This is a genomic window from Paenibacillus sp. MY03, assembly GCF_002165585.1.
Lineage (GTDB): Bacteria > Bacillota > Bacilli > Paenibacillales > Paenibacillaceae > Pristimantibacillus > Pristimantibacillus agaridevorans.
In genome coordinates this window covers 65,529-84,846 of record NZ_MXQD01000020.1, presented here as the reverse complement: position 1 = coordinate 84,846, position 19,318 = coordinate 65,529, and the positions used below count along the sequence as shown (strand labels likewise).

Sequence of the window (19,318 nt, the reverse complement as noted above, 5' to 3'; positions counted from 1 at the left end):
ATGAGGGAAACGAGCAATTCACTATCTGTACTAAACTCTCAACAACCGAAGCAATTTAGAGGAGGAGAAAAAAAGGTTATGAAGAAAAGTTTATCCCTGTTAGTTGCGATCGCAATGGTATTCTCCATGTTCGCAACTGTAGTATCCGCAGCAGAAGAACTTACAACAGAACAAAAGTATGAAGCACTTGTAGAAGCAGGCATTTTTGAAGGTTACGACGATGGTGAAGCTCACCTGGATCGCGAAATGACTCGCGCTCAAGCTGCTAAAATCATCGCTCTGCTGACTGGCTATGAAGAAGGCACTGAAGTTGACGACGCAGGTTTCACTGACCTGAAAGGCGCAACTTGGGCTGCTGACTACATCAACTATGCTGCTGGTCTAGGCATCCTTGAAGGCAAAGGCAACAAAAAATTTGATCCAAGCGCTAACGTAAAAGTTCAAGAGCTTGCTAAGATTGCTGTTGAAATCCTTGGTCTTGAAGTTGACGAAGACGCAGAGGTTGAGGGCGAAGTTGATGCTTGGGCTGTAGCTTATGTAGCAGCTGTAGTAGAATCTGGCCTGATCCCGGCTCAAGAAGATTACACTGCTCCAGCAGTACGTGAACTGCTCGTGATTGCAGCTTACGCTTTGGCTGAAATTATCAACACTCCAGACGAGCTTGCTCTGGCATCTGTAAAAGCTGTTGGCTCCAAAAAGATCGAAGTAAACTTCAACAAAGCTGTTGAAGATACTTCCAAAGCTTCCTTCGTAGTTAAAAAAGGCACAGTTTCTGCTAATGTTGCTAAGTCTGAATTTAATGCAGACAAAAACGTTGCAACGCTTGAGCTGAGCAGCAAGTTGACTGAAGGCGAGTACACTGTAACAGTTTCCGGTCTGACTGAAACTGCTTTGACAGGCAAAGTAACAACTACAAACGAAAAAGTAACAAAGATCGAAGTTCTTTCGACAGTTGCTCCGCTTGTAGACGGTTCTGACGCCGACACTACTAAAGACGATCTTTCGATCCCTTACAAAGTAACTAATCAATACGGTGAAGATGTTACAAAAACAACTTCCGTATACACATCCCTTGGCACTGCTAACGCGGCTAATGGCGTTGTAGAAATTGATGGCACTTATAAAGTAGGCGATATCGTTGCTTTCACAATCATTCACCAAGAGACTGCTACTTCTGTAGTTGCTACTCTGACTGTATCTGCTGAAAGCAAAATTGCTGAACTAGCTGTTACTGGTCTTTATAACAAAGATGGTAAAACATTGAGCGAAGATACTAACCTTTCCTCCGATCTGTTCTACCTGCTTGTTGATGCTAAAGATCAATACGGTATGGCTGTTACAAACGCAGCAAAAGCAACTAGCGATGTTATCGTAAACGAAACAAATATTGGTGTTGTAGTTGCTGGAGCATTCACAACTGTAACAGTGGACGGCGCAACAAAACTGGCTCTGCAATTGAATAACCCTGCTACTAAAACTACAGCAGTAGTTGGTCAATCAACTGTAATGCTGATCTCGAACACAACGGGCAAAAACGCTTCTCACAATGTAGTCGTTGCTGAAGCTGCTCGTGCTGATGTAATTAACCTGCAACAACCTGAATTGGTTGCTAAAGGTGAGAAAGCACTGATTCCAGTTGAAGCATTCGACAAAGATGGTAATGCAATCACTGATGTTAACTCTCTGAACCACGCAACTAAAGGTGTTAAAGTCACTGGAGTTACCGGTTCGAAATTCATTAAGAACGACAAAGGCATTTTCCTTGAAATCCCTGCTTCCAACTTCGCAGCTCTGACTGACAATGCAATTGTGTCCATCGTTGCTCAAACTGCTAACTTCAAAGTTACAACCTTGACGTTCACTGTAAAGGCAGCTGCAATCCCAACTGTAATCGTTGGTACAGATTCTGGTTTCAGCAAAACGCTGAAAGCTTCCGAAGTTAGAAACATCGCAGTATCGAACTTGGTTGTTGAAGACCAATATGGACGCGTTATGTCTGATGCAAGTGTTCAAGCTTACCTGACTGGCGGTAAGAAAATCGTAGTTGCTGATACAACTTCTGCGATCGTTACTTTGCCAACTCCAGTCGCACCTGCAACAACAAATGACATTGCTGGCACTGGTTCTGTAGCAATTACTGCTGGTACTTCCAATGGCACTGAAGTAATCACATTGACTCTGCATGACGGCACTAAACTTCTGACAGGTAGCGCTGCTGATGTAACTCTGCGTGTAACTGACGGTTCCGAGTATACTTCCTACTCCGTTGACGCTGTAGGCACTGTATATGACGAAGATGCCGCTGGGAAAACGGACAATGTTGCTTACAACAAAGAAGTAAAAGTCTACGGTGTATTGGCTGATGGTAGCAAAGTTCAATTGACTAAAGGTGCAGACTACACTGCTACTTCCACTAACAGTGCTGTACATGCTGATCTTAATGAAACTGAGACTGGCACAATTCTGAATGTTAGTTCTGCTCTGAGCTACGCTTCTGACAAAACAGAAGTTGTCCATCCAATCACTGTTACAATCAACAAAACAGGCGCTCAATTCACGCAAGATGTGACATTCAGCAAAGTAGCTCCTAAAGTTGCTTCTGTTAAGTTCGTTAATAACAATGCAACTAACGCAACTACAATTACTGCTGTAAACGTAACTGCAGGAACATTCAACCTTGCTAACCTGAATGCTGGTGCAAGCAATACAAACATCGTTGTAACTGATCAATACGGTGTATCCGTAGTTGCTGCAGCAAATACTGGTGTGATCACATTTGCAGACAGTACATCTGTAGTTGCTCCGAACGTTGTTATTCAACAAGTAACTGGTTCCGTAACTCCAACAGCAAATGGTACTCCTGCTGCTGCAGTTACTGACCTCGACGTTAACGAAGTTATCAAAGTTATCGTAACTTACGTTGGCGGTGCTTCCGCTGAGTTGACTGTAACTCGTGCATCTTAATTAACAAAAATGAGCCCGCTATGCGGGCTCTTTTTTTGTTTTTAAAAAAGAAAAGTTCATTTTGAATTCATACATTCATGTTAGAATGGTACTGTTTCAATTAAATGTGGCTAAAAGTGTCTGAAGCGAAACAAAATGCACATTAGACTCGTTTAAATAGGTATAAGATGGAGGAGGTCACTTCAAAATGAAATGGTCTAAAATTTTTATAACTGGTATTGCGACGGCAACGATTTTTAGTACAGTTCCAATAACAAACCTTAATGTAGCAACTGCTGCTTCCATTGAGCAAGTGTTAAGCGGTCAAAAGGTGAAAATCACAAATAATGCCACACTTACCATTCGTGATGCGCAGATCTTATCACAGGAGCAGGGGAAACTGTTAGCTTTTACGGTTGCCATTAATAATACCGGTACGACCTCGATTAATCTTATTGATTACTGGATGAGAGTCAAAAATAAATCAGGTAAAAATTTTAAATTAAAATTAGCTGAAATGGACAAAAATAAAGGAACAGTTGTTGCAGGTACTACTACATATTTAACTTATTTTGCTTATGTAGATGCAAACACCAAGTTAAGTGATATTATATACGATGCCGTAAAATGGGACTTCAGCGTTCCAAGCTATGAGAGAGTGTTAGGAACCATTACTACCCCCGCTAATGCGAGCGGTTTAACAGATGTGAATAAGAGTAGCACCATTCTCCTAAATAATTCACTCGTTAACGGAACGGTAAAGTCATACACCGCTGTAAAAGACCAAATTAACACAACTGCCACTATAAGATTTGAACTACAAAATACAGGTAATAAAGCTGTGGATTTAAGCAAGTTAACATTTAATATACAGACTAACGATTGGTCGGTATATAAAGCTGATGTTTCATTGTCTTCGAACTCAAGCCTTGGATCTAAGCAAACGACTAGTGTTCTATTAAACATTAGTTTGCCTAACAATGTAGCAGCCAAGACACTTTCCATAGTTCCTGCAATTATAGATGAAGCCAATAAAATTGAACTCCCATTGGGGGCATTTGCGTTGCCTTCATTAAGTTCTACAAAACCTACGGCAGTTAATAAAACATTCGTAGCACGAATCAATAGTGAAAATGTAGAAACATCTATTGTCTCTTCTGAGCTTCTCGATAACGACAGCAGACAAGAAGCCTCCATTGAATTTAAAATGAAAAATACAAGTGGAAAGACAACTTCTTTTAACAATGTTGAATTCTTTATCGAAACAAGCAATGGTACAATGTACCCGTTAGAATTTAATAAAGAAGAGATAGCTAAATTACTGCCAAATCTTGAATATACTGTTGTGCTTAAGGGTATCGTTCCTAATGATTTAAACTTGAATGCGAGCAGACTTATTATGAAACAAACTGATAGCGAAGGTGCACGAAGCTACCTTCTTGGATTATATGCCCTTAGCAATGATGGCATTTCAGTTGGAAATGATAATATCTATCGTACGAAAGATTATCAAGTCGATCTGTTATCCATCAACCGAATTCCTGATGAGGTGGATGATGTATTAGTTACCCAACTCTCTATAACCAATAACAGTAACAAAGCGATAAAATTACCTGCATTATCGGGTTACTACTTAGCTGATGGTGTTAAAGTAGAGACAACAACAAACGAAATAGCGTTGGACAATTCAATAAATATTGCGCCTAAAGCCTCCTATCAATTAGTTGTTTATACGAAGGTCCCTTATACTGCAGAAATCCATGATGTTGCTTTCGTTCTCACACAGAAAAATGGAGAAACTGCAAAAAATTTGTATCAATATAAGGCTCAATTGCCTGAGTCTGTAGGTCAGTCTATTAAATCGCCGTATGTTATTGATAACATAGGAAAAAGGGCTAGTATTCATGTTAAAAATGCAACGATTAATAAGAGCTCAAACAAAAACTATTTCTACGGCGAATTTGATCTGGTGAATAAGGAAATCCGAACTTCCAATGTCTCTCAATTGGGAGGATATCTAGAGGATTCTCAAGGTATCCTTGTACCAATCACATTTACAGGGATCGAGGATAAAGTATTACCTAATGGAAAAGTCTTGTATGCTGCATATGGATTGCTTCCTGAATCTTTCGACCAAAAAAAATATAAATTATACATTGGTCAAGCTATTGCAATTGGCTCGGTGGAACAAAAAGAAAAATTATTAGTAAACCCAGTAGCATACGCAATGAAAACACAAACCCAAGAATTGAATACGAATCTACAAAATATTCAATTTGGGGGTCATGTTCTCAATATCACTGAGGCGAGTGCTAATGTTCGAATCAAAGATGATTTTATCTATGAAGGCATTGATCTGAACTTGAAGTACGATCTTAATAAAGATGACACTTATCAAACGTTACCAAAAGATCAGAAAATCATAATTGAATTAGTTGACCAGGGTCCTGCGAAAGCCACATATTCCAAAGAATTTACTTTAGCGGACGGAGAAAATCAGATTGACCTTGGCAATCAAATTCGATTGCCAATCTATTATGCAGACGAAAAATTGATGACTAAAATCAGTAGCTTCCAGAAGTATACTCTAAATATTTTTACTGCTTACAATGATCAAAAGATGTTAGTGGCTTCGAGAGAGATTCAATGGTTTTACTCAGATTCTCCAGGAAAAGACGCAGTACAATAATAACTACCCATCTATCCCCCAATCTAGTATCCTTGTTTAGGGGATACTAGAAGGAGAGGAGACTTCGTAGTGAAACAGAAGGTATGGAAGCTGGCGGGAGCGGCGGTTCTGATCGCGACAGGCGTATGGGTCGGCATGGTGGCCGGTAATCCACTCGCGGCGAACTCAAGCGCCGTGACTCCAGGTACGATCGAAGATCCGGTCGTGACGAAGAGTTACGTGGATGAACAGATCGCGAAGCTGACAAATGGCGGAACGATCGGTAATGGTTCAGGCAACAACGGCAACAATGGAGGTAACAACTCAGGCGGCAATGGCAGCGACGGAGGCTCTAGTGGAGGAGCAGCAGTAAAGCTTGAAGTTGTCGAGCTGCCAGTAGGTAAGACGTTGATGGCGGCCGCAGGGACGGAAGCGGTTGTTCGCGTAGGCAAAGCTATCGCCTATAGCGCGACAACGGACGGTTTGTCCGACCTGACGGAAGGCATTGACATTAAGAACGGCAAAGACGTGCCTAAGAACCATCTTATTTGGTTTCCGCGCGATGGTCGTGGCATCAAAGGGCACGCAGACGAAACTGTTCCACTCACGTTAATTATTAAAGGCCCTTATACCATTCAATAATGGGTTACCCCATAATTCAGTCGAAGCAGCTGTTATCGCTTATACAAGCGGTAGCGGTTGCTTTTTTATAGGTGCAGCAGTTTTCCTAAATAATCACCGCATGTCATAATCTGCACATACTGACAATAGATTATACGCTTGAGGAAGCGCAGTCCGAAGCACAATAAGGTCGTAAATCAAACTTTCGGAGGTGCTTCCCATTATGAGTCGCTCAAATAAAGTGATTGTGCCGCAATGCAAATCGGTCCTGAATCAAATGAAATATGAAATCGCCGCTGAATTCGGTCTGATGAATGGCGGATATACGGCAGGTAGTGCGGATACTGAATTTGCTGGAGAGCTTGGCGCAGTCCATGCTTCCGGTGCGGGCAGCGTAAACTGGTCCACATTGTCCTCTCGCCAGGCAGGATCCGTCGGAGGAGAGATTACCAAGAGGTTGGTTTCCCAAGCCGAGCAAGTGATGAATGGCGGTTTGACGCTCTAAAGTGAACGTACGGATCACATATGGACCAGGAATGTCGCTCTAAGGCATACGCCCGAATCACATATTCGCTATGGTTGACAAGATCGGTGTCCATTGACACTAAGCGACATTTTCGGTATTATGACTTTTTAGAAGAAGAGTTGTCTAACAACCTTTTCCTTCGCGGAAAAGGTTCATTTTTTGTGTAAAACGTTTATCTTTATTAGATACTAAGGTTTGTAGGAGGTTGATAAGGATGTCGGTAAAAGGACGCCACTTATTCACATCAGAATCGGTAACAGAAGGCCATCCTGATAAAATATGCGATCAGATCTCTGATGCCGTACTTGATGCATTCCTCGCGGCTGACCCAAATGCGCGCGTAGCCTGTGAAGTTTCCGTCGCAACAGGACTCGTACTTGTTATCGGAGAGATTTCCAGCAAAGCGGATTTCATTGATATTTCATCGATTGCACGCAAAACAATCAAGGACATAGGTTACACGCGAGCGAAGTATGGCTTCGATTCGACCACATGCGCGGTTCTGACATCGCTTAATGAGCAGTCCGCGGATATTGCCCAGGGCGTTAACGCCGCGCTTGAATCGCGTGAAGGCAAAGATATGAGGCAGGAGAACGAAGATATTGGCGCAGGAGACCAAGGCCTGATGTTTGGCTTCGCGACCAATGAAACGCCTGAGCTTATGCCGCTGCCAATTGCGTTGTCGCACCGTATTGCGCGTCGCCTGGCCGAAGTGCGCAAGAATGATACGTTGGGCTACCTTCGTCCGGATGGCAAGACGCAAGTGACGATCGAATACGTGGACGGCAAGCCCGTACGCGTCGATACCATCGTTGTCTCCACGCAGCATGCCGAGGAAATTACGTTGGAGCAGATCCAGCAGGATATTATGGAGCATGTGATCAAGCCGGTTGTACCTACGGAATGGCTGGATGAACAGACGAAATATTTCATCAACCCTACAGGCCGTTTCGTTATCGGCGGTCCTCAAGGCGACGCGGGTCTGACGGGCCGCAAAATTATTGTCGATACCTACGGCGGTTATGCGCGCCATGGCGGCGGTGCATTCTCCGGCAAGGATCCAACAAAGGTTGACCGTTCCGCGGCTTACGCAGCGCGTTACGTGGCTAAAAACATTGTTGCCGCGGGCTTGGCCGACAAATGTGAGATCCAGCTTGCTTACGCCATCGGCGTAGCGAAGCCGGTATCCATTAACGTTGACACTTACGGCACGGGTAAAGTATCGGAAGAAATTCTCGTTGATCTGATCGCGAAGAACTTTGATCTTCGTCCCGCAGGCATTATCAAGATGCTGGATCTTCGCCGCCCGATCTATGCGCAGACAGCTGCTTACGGTCACTTCGGCCGTACGGATGTCGATCTGCCATGGGAGCGCGTAGACAAAGCCGAGAAGCTGAAAGCCGATGCAGGCGTACCTGCATAAGAGATCAAGCAAGATGCAAGCTAGCAGTTCTTCTTCATTCCTTCATCATTAATCGCAACCTTAACGTCGTTACTACCGTTATGTTCCATGACGGAGTACGGCGTTTTTTGTCGTTAGCCTAAATTATTGGGGCGCAAAAGCCGACAAATAGGGTACGAGCGTAAAGCCTAAGGAGTGAATATCGATCATGAAAGTAACCCGCAAGCTGTCTATACTACTTGCCATTGCCTTGCTTCTGCAGATCGGCTTGCCTGCTGCAGGATGGACCCTGAACCAGAGCGCCGTGACGGCGGCACCAGCAGGTCCTGTAACCGTTAGTTTATCGCCCGCCGATAATTTGACCGGAGTGCCGTTAGGCGCCAATCTGATCCTGACCTTCGACGAAGCCGTCCGGGCAGGGGCCTCGACCTCATACATATCAATATACAAATCGTCCAATAACAGCCTGGTGGAAGCGATCAGCGCCACTTCCGGACAAGTGAGCATCAGCTCCAATACGGTAACAATCAATCCATCGCTCGCTTCGACGAATTACAGGTTCGAGCTGAATACGGAATATTATGTGATGATTGATGCCGGAGCATTCCTCAACGTGTCGAACGGAGCGGCTTATTCGGGCATACAGAACGCGACGCGCTGGAACTTCCGCACCGTTGTGACGGAAGATACGGTGAGGCCGACATACGTATCTCGCACGCCGGAGGGCGGTACGCACGCCATTACGACCTCGCTCTCCGTCACATTCAGCGAGCCGGTCTATGCCGCTTCGGGCAACATCGTCCTGAGTTCGACAGATGATATGCGATATATACCGGTCACGGCAAGCAGCGTGACGGGCAGCGGCACCAATACGATCTCCATCATCCCGGACGGGGCTCTCATGCCCAGCACGACCTATACGGTTACGGTTGCAGGCGACAACTTCGAGGATGCGTCCGGCAACACGTTTGCGGGCATGTCCTGGTCGTTCACGACAGCAGCGGCGCCTCTCAACCTGGCTTCGACGGATCCGTTCCATCCTGCCGATAACGCCATTCTGGTACCGAATGACAGCAATCTTACGATACGATTTGATCAGGCGGTACAAAGAAGCGCCGGCAAATCTATCGAGATCCGCCGAGTTAGCGACAATGCGGTCGTGGAAACTATTGTGGCTAACTCCTCGAGGGTGACGCTTAGCGAAGGCAACACCGTCGCGACGATCGATCCCGTCTCTAACCTCGCCTCAAGCACGGCTTATTATGTCATTATCGAGCCAGGCGCGTTTACGAGACCATCACCGAATACGTCGGATTGGTTCTACGGCATCTCTGCGGCGACGATCTGGAACTTTACGACAGGTTATGGCAATGATGTTACGCCTCCAGGTCTCACCGGCGTTACGCCGACCTTCGGAGGCACAGCCAGCGGCACCAATACGCTGCTGACCCTAACCTTCAACGAAGATGTATACCCGAATACGGGCAACATCGAAATTCGTCAGTATAACGGAGGGACGTTGTTCCGCTCCATCCCTATTACGTCGCCGCGCGTAACGGGCGGCGGTACAAAGCAGATTACGGTAGATCCGAACAAATATATTTCATCTTCCGATCCGGCGAAGTCGTTCGTCAACAACACCCGATATTATGTCACGATAGGCAATCGCGCGATTAGAGACGGCGCAGGCAATTTCTACGCCGGCATCTCGAGCACAACGGGTTGGACCTTCACGGTTACGCAGGATGGCACGCGTCCGATGCTGAGCTCCTTGACGCCGGCGAATGGAGCTACTGCCGTTCCGGTCCAATCGCAATTCGCAGCCTTATTCGACAAGCCGGTCATGACCGGACCGGGAGCCATTACTTTTAATCCGGCGAGCTCGAGCGGCTCGGCTGCTTCCGTCACGGGATCCTTTAGCGTAGATCCCGCCAATAACAAAAGGATTCTGATAACGCCTAGCCAGCCGCTCGCGGCTAATACGAACTACTATGTCAATATCGAAGAGAATGCCGTGCTGGATCTTGTCGGTAACTCTTTTGTCGGGATTCTCAATACGTATCAGTGGACGTTCCAGACGATAGGCGGAGACACGACGCCGCCGACGATCACCAGATCGGAAGTGGGCGGCTCCATCATTCGCTTGATCTACAATGAGCCGCTTAATGCGGAGCTGAAGCCTTCGCCAGCGAGCTATTACGTCACAGTCGCCGGCGCTCCGCGCAACGTCACTGCCGTGAAGGTAGAGGGCAATATCGTCGCGCTGACGCTGGCAAGCTCTGTGGGCAGCAATCAGAAGGTAGTGCTGTCGTATACGAAGCCGGCTACCGGGCTAGTTCAAGATATGTCTGGCAACCAGGCGGCTACGATTACGAATCTGGAAGTATCGAACGGCTCGACGGGCACCGTGCCTGTCGTGAGCAGCGGAACGGCCTATGGCAACACGGTCAATCTTAATTTTAGCGAGTCGCTGTTCTCGGTTAACACCTTTGCTTACACGCAGTTCACGGTTACGGTCGGCGGGGTCAGCTACAGTCCGACGGCGATCTGGCATAGCGGGAACATCATTCAGCTGACGGTCAATGCTTCCATAACGAGCAATCAGCCTGTATACGTATCCTACACTCCGAACAGCTATCCATTACTCGGCGTGTCAGGCAATACGGTAAGTGCGTTCAGCAATTATACGGTGAACGGAGGCAATACGGGCGGCGGTACCGTAGGAGATTATTTCGCGCCGACGGTTGTAAACATCACGGCTAACGGAACGTTGGTGTCCGTCAAGTATAATGAACCGTTGAATTCCAGCACGGCGCCGGCCATTTACCAATATAGCATAACGGCCGACGGCAGCGCGAGAACGATCAGCAACGTAATTGTGGCAGGCGACACCGTTTACTTGACGCTTACTTCGGGAGTGGCGACGACGCAGCAAATTCTGGTATCCTACATCGCGACGAATGCGACGTTAAGGGATTATTCCGGCAACTCCGCGGCTTCGTTTACGAATATAACCGCTAACAGCGGTACGGGGACGGGCACCGGACAGATAGGCGCGCTAAGGGGCGCCATTCTGAAAGGACGGACATTGACGTTAACCTTCAACGAGACGCTTAACCAGGTGTCTGTGCCTTCGAGCAGCACGTTCGTTGTTCGCATCAACAATCTCGTCAGAACGATCAGTACCGTGCAAGTAGCCGGATCAGCCGTTATTCTTACATTGTCCTCTCCGGCTAATGTTGGAGAATCGGCAACCGTCTCGTATCTGCCGACAGGCGTGGGACTCGTGACGCTCGGCGGCCAGTCCGTGGCCAGCTTTACGAATGCCAACGTCGCGAACCAGACGACGCTGCTGGATAATCTGACCGGCGATTATGAAGCATCGGACGGCGGAGGCATCGCGATCAAGTATACAGGCGCGACAACAACGACCGACATTTCGCCTGCAGGCGTTTCCGCAAGCCGCTATACCGTGAGCAACGACAAATTTATAGCGGCTGTGACGACAGCGCGCAATGCGGGGCTGACAAGTCCGCGAATCGTGTTTAAGGTACCGGATCACGAACGGGCCGGTATTGCGGCGATCAGCCTTATCGCGCTGGAGATGGCGAGCAAGCAAGGCGGAGACGTGACGTTCGGAGTGGAGCATAAGGGCGCCACTTACGAGGTGCCGCTCAAGCTGCTGAACTTCGCCAAGCTGTCTTCTTCTGTAGGAGGCAATGGCGTATCCAGCCAGTTGCTCATCACGATTGATCAGGGCGCTAATGACCAAACAGCTGCTTTGTCCAAAGCGCTGAACTCATCCAAAGCCCAAATCGTTGAAGGTCCCGTCCATTATGAGACATTTGTAGTCAATGGTTCTACAAAGGTTGCTTTGACGGATTTCAGCGGTTATGTAGGAAGATCGCTAAAAACGACGGCCAACATCATTGAAAGCCAGTCTGCTGCCGTCTGGTTGGATCCGGTAACAGGTACGCTCTCTTACGTTCCGACGATATTCAAGGAGGAGAGCGGCGGAACGAGAGCCATATTCAAACGCAAGGGCAACAGCTCTTACGCGCTCGTCAAGAATACGTCGAGCTTTAGCGATCTGAGCACGCATTGGGCGAAGGATACCGTGCAAATGATGGCTCGCAAATTTATTGTCGAAGGACATTCGACAACGAAATATGAGCCGGACAAATCGATCACGCGCGGCGAATTCGCCACTTATATCGCCAAAGGCCTCGGATTGACGGGGGATAGAACGGCGGCGGCCAAGTTCTCGGACGTGAACAAAGACACGGTGATGGGAGCGTATATCGGAGCTGCATCCGCAGCCGGCATCGTTAACGGAGTCAGCGCCTCGTCGTTTAAACCGAACTCTCCTATAACTCGCCAGGACATGGCGACGATGATGATGCGCGCGGCGAAAGTGGCGGAATTGACCGTAACGCTACCAGGCAGTGTGGATTCGTATCTGCAACCTTTCGGGGATCGGGGCAGCATCAGCTCTTACGCCAAGACAAATATGGCGCAAGCGATCTATCTCGGCATCATTAACGGCAAGTCGAGCACAAGGTTGAGTCCAACGACGAACGCTACCCGTGCCGAAGGCGCGGTCATGATTCAGCGTCTCCTGGAGAAAGCCGACTTCCTCACACCGTAATTCAACCAGTAGGGCGGCAAGAACGGAATCCATCGATTCCGTTCTTGCCGTTTTTAAGTTAGGGCGTTCGCATTTTTACCATGCTGCATATAATGTGTTGTTAAACCACATTTGATATGTGATAATGAACATACAATGATCTATTTACGGAAATACTGAGAAGCGGTACGAACAATGAAGCCGTCCGTATTCATCATATTGGTGCAAGGGGAGGGAGAGACGATGATTCAGTCTGGTACTGTTACATCGGAAATGCTGGCATTCATCAAGAATCAAGTCCTTACCGTCACAGACATTACTCGGTCAACAAAGCTGACTGAAATACTGGATTTGTATGCCGCGAAACTTCCTAGCGAGGATGTTTTTGTGGTCCAGAACAGCAGAAATAAAGACGCGCAGGCGGTCATTGCTGATCTCGAATACTTTCAGGAACTGTTAATGTACAAAGAAGCTGTCGAGCAATCCATTGATGAAGTTATGCATCAACTCGTCCTGGAACGGAAAGACAAACCGGCTGAAATTGACTTGGCACACGTCATTGCCGATCAGGATCTGGATATGGAACGTATCATGAAACTCGCCCAGGACGGCGATTTTGAATAATGACACGCGAGGAAATCGAACAGCGATTGAATGCGCTGCTATCCCCCTATAACGTCGTTATAAAATTTGGCCAAGACGCCGTTGAAGACTTAGCGAGTTACAAGAAAGAGCAACGAGAGGAAATCATTGCGCTAATCATCAAACGTGGAATAAAAGGCCCGCTTATTAAGCCGGATGGCTTAGGTGACCCCTTGCATGGAGAGCTCCATGGGTTCACCAAAATCAAGCCTAAAAAACTCGGGTTACGTATTGTTTATCGCCCCTTGCAAAACGGCATGATACGAGTAGAAGTGATTGCCATCGGACCCCGGGATAAAAAGAAAGTTTACGCGCTGGCCGCCGGCCGCATCATGGAATTCAAAAAGGAAATGGATCATGATAGATGAGCAATCTGAGTTTGAAGCGCATTGAAGTTGGTTGGCGATAGTACGAAAGGGACCGTCAGGGTGGTTTGTCTCTGACGGTTTTTCTCAATGGCGATTAACAATATTTTTCGATACATGAAGGATGATAAGAGTCTTTTATGCAAATGGGCGTAACTTTTCTATTAAACTTGTAGTCTATTATAAGTAGACAACAGAGGATGGGAGAGTTGCAAAATATAATGGGCAAGTTGAAGCAAGGCAAACACGGTCGGATGAAGAGAAGAGGGCATTTAGGGACTAAAGTGATTATCGTGGCGATGAGCGGCATTCTCATTGCAGGACCGGTCGCGTCTATAGCGCCGGAGGGACTGGGGCAATGGCTGGCTCCTCATGTGAGCGCAGCGACGGCATCCCAGCTCAAGCTGAAGTCGCAATCGATCTTAACATCGGGCGCCAAGCGTCTGGATTATAGTTTTACTACAACAAGAAGCAATAAGAGCGTTAAGACAGACGTGCATGTGATCGAAGTCGATCTGTCGAATCCATATGTGTCGCTGGACACGATCAGCGGGAAGTCGGGAAGCGTCGGTCAGCGGAACAACATTCTCAATATGACCAAAGAAAGCGGAGCCATCGGCGGTATTAACGGCGATGTTTTCATCATGTCCAATAGCGAAGGCGCGCCGCTCGGGGCACAGGTGCAAAATGGCGTGCTGACTTCGACTCCTTCCAGATTGGGCGGCATGTACGCCTTCTCCCTTACGAAGGATCGCCAGCCTGTTATCGATTCGTATTCCTTTACGGGGACGGTTACGGCATCGAACGGGAATACGTTTAATCTGGAGGGAATCAACAAGTCCGCTTATTTTGGCGAGACGGACGGGATTACATACAGCCATTCCAACATGATTTATATCTATACAAGCGCATGGGGCGGCGCGGAGCGTCCGATGAATTCCGCGACCAAACCGACGGAAGCGCTGGTCATTGACGGAATCGTTACGGAAATTTCCGTTGAGACGGCCATAAAGACCGCCATTCCGGAGAATGGCTATATTCTTCGCGCCGGTCAAGGCGATGCTGCCAAATTCATAAGAGAGAATCTCAAGGTAGGCGAAGCCGTAACGGCGGATTACGCCCTGAGGTCGAAAACGAAAGGCGTCAATGTTGATCCGGCGTCATTCTCCATGCTGATCGGCGGACATACACTGCTAGTGGACAATGGAGCCGCTTCGGCGTTCTCGCGCGACATTGCAGGCGTCAGTGGCAATTCTTATACATCGAGATCCGGCATCGGCTACTCCAAGGACGGCACGAAGGTTTATTTGATTACGGCGGAGAAGTCGGGAAGCAACACGGGACTCAGTCTGAAGGAGCTTCAGCAAGTGATGGTACAGCTCGGCGTGTACAAAGGGCTGAATCTCGACGGCGGCGGCTCCACGACGATGACGGAGCGTCCGCTGGGCAGCACTTCCGTACAACTCGCCCACTCTACCCAGGAGAGCTCGCAGCGTGCGGTTTCCAATGGAATAGGCGTCTTTACGAACGCGCCGCAAGGTAGTCTTAAGAGCATGATGGTCAGGGGCTCTAACGTGATGCTGCTTGGCCAAAAAGTGACGTATGGAGTAAGCGCCTACGATACGTATTACAACCCGATGAGCGTTGATGCATCCGCGCAAACCTGGACTTCGTCCGCAGCCGTAGGTACGTTTAGCGGCAATGTGTTTACCGCGACGAAGATCGGCAAGACGCAGCTCACGGTCAAGTCGGGCGATGTGACGGCCAACTATGATGTCGAAGTTATCGGACAGGAGCAGATCGCTTCGATGAAGATCAACGCTTCCGCAGGCATGTTGTCGCCAGGCTCGACGCTTCAGGTGCCGATCACGGTCAAGCTGAAGAATGGCAGCACCTATAATCTGACAGGAGACTCGTTCGTTTGGGAATTCGTCGGCTTCGATGGCGAATACAAAAATGGAGCGATCTCGGTCGGTGAATTAAAGAAGGATGCGACGACAGGTTATGCGATTGCCCGTTACGACGGATATGGCACGACGGTTCCTTTCGTAAAAGGCGAGCAAGCGTCGGTTATTGAAGACTTCGAGACGGCCCGCTATGCCATTACTTCTCAGGTTACGCCGCCTGAAACAACGAAGGGTACGGTTAAGATCGTGACCGATCTGCCTGAGCAGAAGAGCGGCAAAGCGCTGCAAATCGGGTATGATTTTACGCAAGGAACGGGTACAAGGGCCTCCTATGCGGTGCTTGGCAACGGACTGACATTATCCGGTACGCCGTCTTCATTGACGATGGACGTCTATAGCGATACGAGCAATAACTGGGTGCGCGCCGAAATCGTAGACGCGGCGGGCAAGACGCATCTGCTCGACGTTGCGAAGGAATTGAACTGGACAGGCTGGAAAAACGTGAAGGTCGATCTTTCCGGAGTGGCGTTCCCGGCCAAGCTGAAGCGGGTCTACGTCGTTACGCTGGGACAAGCCGATGTCGAGAAGCTTCCCGTAGGCACTATTGCCATCGATAACTTGACGCTTCGTACGGCGACCGCCGTGAAGGAACCGGCTCGCGCTTCGATCGTGATGACGGCCGGCAGCACGAAGGCGACTGTCAATGGCAAGGCCTTGACCCTGGAGGCCGCTCCTCTGATTCAGCAGGGCTCCACCTACGTGCCGCTGAGGTTCGTGACCGAAGCCATGGGGGCAGAGGTCCTGTATGACGACAAGACAAGAAGAGTGACCGTCCTGAGGGGATCGCAAATGCTGGAGATGACGATCGGCAAGAAGGACTATACGCTTAACGGCGTTCGTTATACTTCTGATGTGGCGCCATTTACGAAGAACGGCAGAACGTTGATTCCGATCCGATTATTCTCGGAGAAGCTTGGTTTCAAGGTGAAATATGAGGATAAATTAAGACAGATTACGATAGATTAGGCTGGACGCCATAGGGCTAAAGTGTGGTATGATGTAATGGAATATCCAATAAAACCGTGTTCCCGGTCAGGATCTTCGGAACAACCTCTATAGGAATAAGGGAGTGCCAGGCTGCCGTGGATCACCTGACCGTTGACATTAATAGAGTTATTGCAAATGCCATCAAGGTGATGGAAGACAGCAAGTACCAAATATATGAAATCTGCGAATCGGCCCGTTCCGAGCTCGAAGCGCTTGAGCAGGAGCTGGAGCAAGTGCTCCAGGAGACGATTCGCACCATCGATAAGGTTGACAAGCTTGAGCAGGAATACCGGCTGGCCCGGATCAGGCTCACGGAGGTCAGCCGCGATTTCGTGCGATATAAGGAAGAGGATATTAAATCCGCTTACGAGAAGGCCACTCAGATCCAGCTGGATCTGATGGTCTATCGCGAGAAGGAGAACTATCTGAAGTCCCGCCGCGACGATTTGCAGAAGCGGGTTCGCAATGTGGAGAAGTCGGTGGAACGAGCGGAGATGATCGCTTCACAGATGAATGTCGTGCTGGAGTATTTGACCGGCGACCTGAATCAGGTGACGAGAATCATGGAATCCGCGAAGACAAGACAGTTGCTGGGACTCAAGATTATTCTGGCACAGGAGGAAGAACGCAAGCGGATCGCGAGAGAAATTCATGACGGCCCTGCGCAGTCGCTCGCGAATATCGTTTTGCGCACCGAGATTGCGGAACGCATGCTGATCAAGGGTCAATTCGAGCTGGTACAGAACGAACTGGTCGATCTGAAGGGACAAGTCCGCTCCGGTCTGGAAGAAATTCGCAAGATCATCTTTAATCTTCGGCCGATGGCGCTCGACGATCTTGGACTGATCCCGACGCTCAGGAAGTTCACCCAGGACTTCGAGGAGAAGGCCAGGGTCCATACCAAGTTCGAGCTTTCCGGCAAGGAAATCAGACTTCCATCAGCTATGGAGGCAGCTATTTACCGCATGGTCCAGGAGGCTTTTTCGAACGTGCTCAAGCATGCAGAGGCTTCACACGTTTCCCTCGAAATAAGCTTTCATCCCCAGATTATTACGCTTACCATACAGGATAACGGAGTAGGTTTCCGAGTTGAAAGCATCAACCAGCCGCCCAAGCGCAATGCGCATTTTGGCCTAATAGGCATGAGGGAGCGGGTGGAGTTGATCGAAGGAAGGATGGATATAGACTCAAATCCGGGACAAGGCACGAAGATTGTTATAGAGATTCCTACGACTTCCGAACATAGAAAGGAGATTGAGACTAATGAATCAGACCACGTCTAGCGGCCACAAGATCAAAATATTGTTGGCTGACGATCATCAACTGTTCCGCGAAGGATTAAAACGCATTCTCAATATGGAAAACGATATCGAGGTTATCGGCGAATGCGGAGACGGTATTCAGGTTATGGAGTTCTGCAATCATACCATACCGGAGATCGTTCTCATGGACATTAATATGCCCATCGAGACGGGGGTTGTAACCACCGAACGGCTTAAGTCGATGTTTCCTGATGTAAAGGTCATTATTTTATCCATTCATGACGACGAAAGCTACGTGTTCGAAACCCTTCGCAAGGGCGCGACGGGTTACTTGCTCAAGGATATGGAGGCGGAGTCGCTTATTAATGCGATTCGTTCCGTACAACAGGGCTATTCTTATATCCATCCCAAAGTCACGGGCAAGCTCATTAACCAGCTACGCCGGATGACCTACCTGGACGAGATGGGCGTTGCAACGGGCGCTGCGGCCGCGAAGGAAGCAGGCGTTAAGTATCACGCGTCGGAAGAGAGTCCGCTTACTCGCCGCGAGGCGGAAGTACTTCGTCTGATGGCGGAAGGCAAGAGCAACAAGATGATCGGGGAGTTCCTCTTCATCAGCGAAAAGACCGTTAAGAATCACGTCAGCAGCATCCTTCAGAAGATGGAAGTCGACGACCGTACGCAAGCGGTTATCAACTCGATCAAGTTTGGATGGGTGACGTTGTAAAATTCGATGGATCGTGAGAAGAGCTTGGAAGCTGCGAGGGTGCAGATTTCGGGGCTCTTTTTTGCATTATCGATGGTATAAGGTGGTCATTTGATTGAATAACAAGTATCTCAATCCATCTGGGAAATTATATACTTGCAATGCAAGCGGGTTGCATAAGGTGAATTTCGAGGCTGATCGATTGCTTATTACGCGGGCTGGCAATGAAATTAGGGATACAGAGACCGTTCGGGACCTCTCTCCCTCGCCTGATTTATTTCGTACGGCGCTGCAAGAATGGAAAAATAAGCTGGACGAAGAGGAATGGTGGCCCCTATATGAAAAAAGGTTCTTGAAAGAACTTGAATGGGAAACCAGAGTAAAGGCTTTGCGAGAAGTATATAAGCGGTTAATAGCCGGCAAGAATGTGGTCCTTATTTGTTTTTGTCCAGATCATCGTTATTGTCATCGTAAGTTGGTAGGGGAGTTCTTCAACAAGTACGGTGTCGAAGTGCAAGAGTTAAATCCAATTAAAGTTGAACAAATTAAATTGTTTTAGGAGTTACATATGAACGCGGGAGCAAGCTTCATTTGGATTGCTC

12 protein-coding genes are annotated in these 19,318 nt (G+C 48.1%); all 12 read left to right on the top strand.

Features of this window, described 5'->3' with window-relative positions; genetic code table 11:
- Positions 1-78: 78 nt before the first annotated feature.
- The 12 genes from B1748_RS18705 (at position 79) to B1748_RS18650 (ending at position 19,275) form a co-directional block, all read left to right on the top strand.
- On the top strand, positions 79-2,964 hold the full coding sequence (locus B1748_RS18705; RefSeq protein WP_179215666.1) for an S-layer homology domain-containing protein: 2,886 nt from the start codon (positions 79-81) through the stop codon (positions 2,962-2,964).
- Between the two features lie 187 nt (positions 2,965-3,151).
- Positions 3,152-5,632 carry a hypothetical protein gene (locus tag B1748_RS18700; protein WP_087569450.1) on the top strand — a complete coding sequence of 827 codons (2,481 nt, stop codon included), beginning with the start codon at positions 3,152-3,154 and terminating at the stop codon, positions 5,630-5,632.
- A 69-nt stretch (positions 5,633-5,701) separates the two neighbouring features.
- The gene (locus B1748_RS18695; RefSeq protein ID WP_087569449.1) at positions 5,702-6,253 is read left to right on the top strand and encodes a hypothetical protein; all 552 of its coding nucleotides are present in this window, start codon (positions 5,702-5,704) and stop codon (positions 6,251-6,253) included.
- A 202-nt stretch (positions 6,254-6,455) separates the two neighbouring features.
- Complete coding sequence (locus B1748_RS18690; protein WP_087569448.1) at positions 6,456-6,737, top strand: alpha/beta-type small acid-soluble spore protein; 282 nt, start codon at positions 6,456-6,458, stop codon at positions 6,735-6,737.
- A gap of 235 nt (positions 6,738-6,972) precedes the next feature.
- Positions 6,973-8,181, top strand: a complete 1,209-nt coding sequence (gene metK / locus B1748_RS18685; protein WP_087569447.1) for a methionine adenosyltransferase — start codon at positions 6,973-6,975, stop codon at positions 8,179-8,181.
- 187 nt (positions 8,182-8,368) lie between these two features.
- Positions 8,369-12,808 carry an Ig-like domain-containing protein gene (locus B1748_RS18680; RefSeq protein ID WP_087569446.1) on the top strand — a complete coding sequence of 1,480 codons (4,440 nt, stop codon included), beginning with the start codon at positions 8,369-8,371 and terminating at the stop codon, positions 12,806-12,808.
- A gap of 222 nt (positions 12,809-13,030) precedes the next feature.
- Entirely contained in the window at positions 13,031-13,411 is a 381-nt protein-coding gene (locus B1748_RS18675; protein WP_087569445.1) for a hypothetical protein, read from the top strand.
- Positions 13,411-13,797 carry a type II toxin-antitoxin system RelE family toxin gene (locus B1748_RS18670; protein ID WP_087569444.1) on the top strand — a complete coding sequence of 129 codons (387 nt, stop codon included), beginning with the start codon at positions 13,411-13,413 and terminating at the stop codon, positions 13,795-13,797. The genes B1748_RS18675 and B1748_RS18670 overlap by 1 nt, the downstream gene beginning before the upstream one ends.
- A gap of 218 nt (positions 13,798-14,015) precedes the next feature.
- Entirely contained in the window at positions 14,016-16,727 is a 2,712-nt protein-coding gene (locus B1748_RS18665; RefSeq protein WP_256975760.1) for a stalk domain-containing protein, read from the top strand.
- 116 nt (positions 16,728-16,843) lie between these two features.
- Complete coding sequence (locus B1748_RS18660) at positions 16,844-18,031, top strand: sensor histidine kinase (protein WP_087569443.1); 1,188 nt, start codon at positions 16,844-16,846, stop codon at positions 18,029-18,031.
- Positions 18,012-18,737 (top strand): response regulator transcription factor, encoded by a 726-nt coding sequence (locus B1748_RS18655; protein WP_087569442.1) that lies wholly within the window; start codon positions 18,012-18,014, stop codon positions 18,735-18,737. Before B1748_RS18660 ends, B1748_RS18655 begins: the two co-directional genes overlap by 20 nt.
- 94 nt (positions 18,738-18,831) lie before the next feature.
- On the top strand, positions 18,832-19,275 hold the full coding sequence (locus B1748_RS18650) for a DUF488 family protein, N3 subclade (protein WP_087569441.1): 444 nt from the start codon (positions 18,832-18,834) through the stop codon (positions 19,273-19,275).
- The last annotated feature ends 43 nt before the right edge of the window (positions 19,276-19,318 follow it).

What these genes read in the sequence shown, in the direction of transcription:
- B1748_RS18670 (WP_087569444.1), top strand. Translation starts at nt 13,411, where the DNA reads ATGACACGCGAGGAAATCGAACAGCGATTGAATGCGCTGCTATCCCCC.
- B1748_RS18665 (WP_256975760.1), top strand. Translation starts at nt 14,016, where the DNA reads ATGGGCAAGTTGAAGCAAGGCAAACACGGTCGGATGAAGAGAAGAGGG.
- B1748_RS18700 (WP_087569450.1), top strand. Translation starts at nt 3,152, where the DNA reads ATGAAATGGTCTAAAATTTTTATAACTGGTATTGCGACGGCAACGATT.
- B1748_RS18705 (WP_179215666.1), top strand. Translation starts at nt 79, where the DNA reads ATGAAGAAAAGTTTATCCCTGTTAGTTGCGATCGCAATGGTATTCTCC.
- B1748_RS18655 (WP_087569442.1), top strand. Translation starts at nt 18,012, where the DNA reads ATGAATCAGACCACGTCTAGCGGCCACAAGATCAAAATATTGTTGGCT.
- metK (WP_087569447.1), top strand. Translation starts at nt 6,973, where the DNA reads ATGTCGGTAAAAGGACGCCACTTATTCACATCAGAATCGGTAACAGAA.
- B1748_RS18680 (WP_087569446.1), top strand. Translation starts at nt 8,369, where the DNA reads ATGAAAGTAACCCGCAAGCTGTCTATACTACTTGCCATTGCCTTGCTT.
- B1748_RS18675 (WP_087569445.1), top strand. Translation starts at nt 13,031, where the DNA reads ATGATTCAGTCTGGTACTGTTACATCGGAAATGCTGGCATTCATCAAG.
- B1748_RS18690 (WP_087569448.1), top strand. Translation starts at nt 6,456, where the DNA reads ATGAGTCGCTCAAATAAAGTGATTGTGCCGCAATGCAAATCGGTCCTG.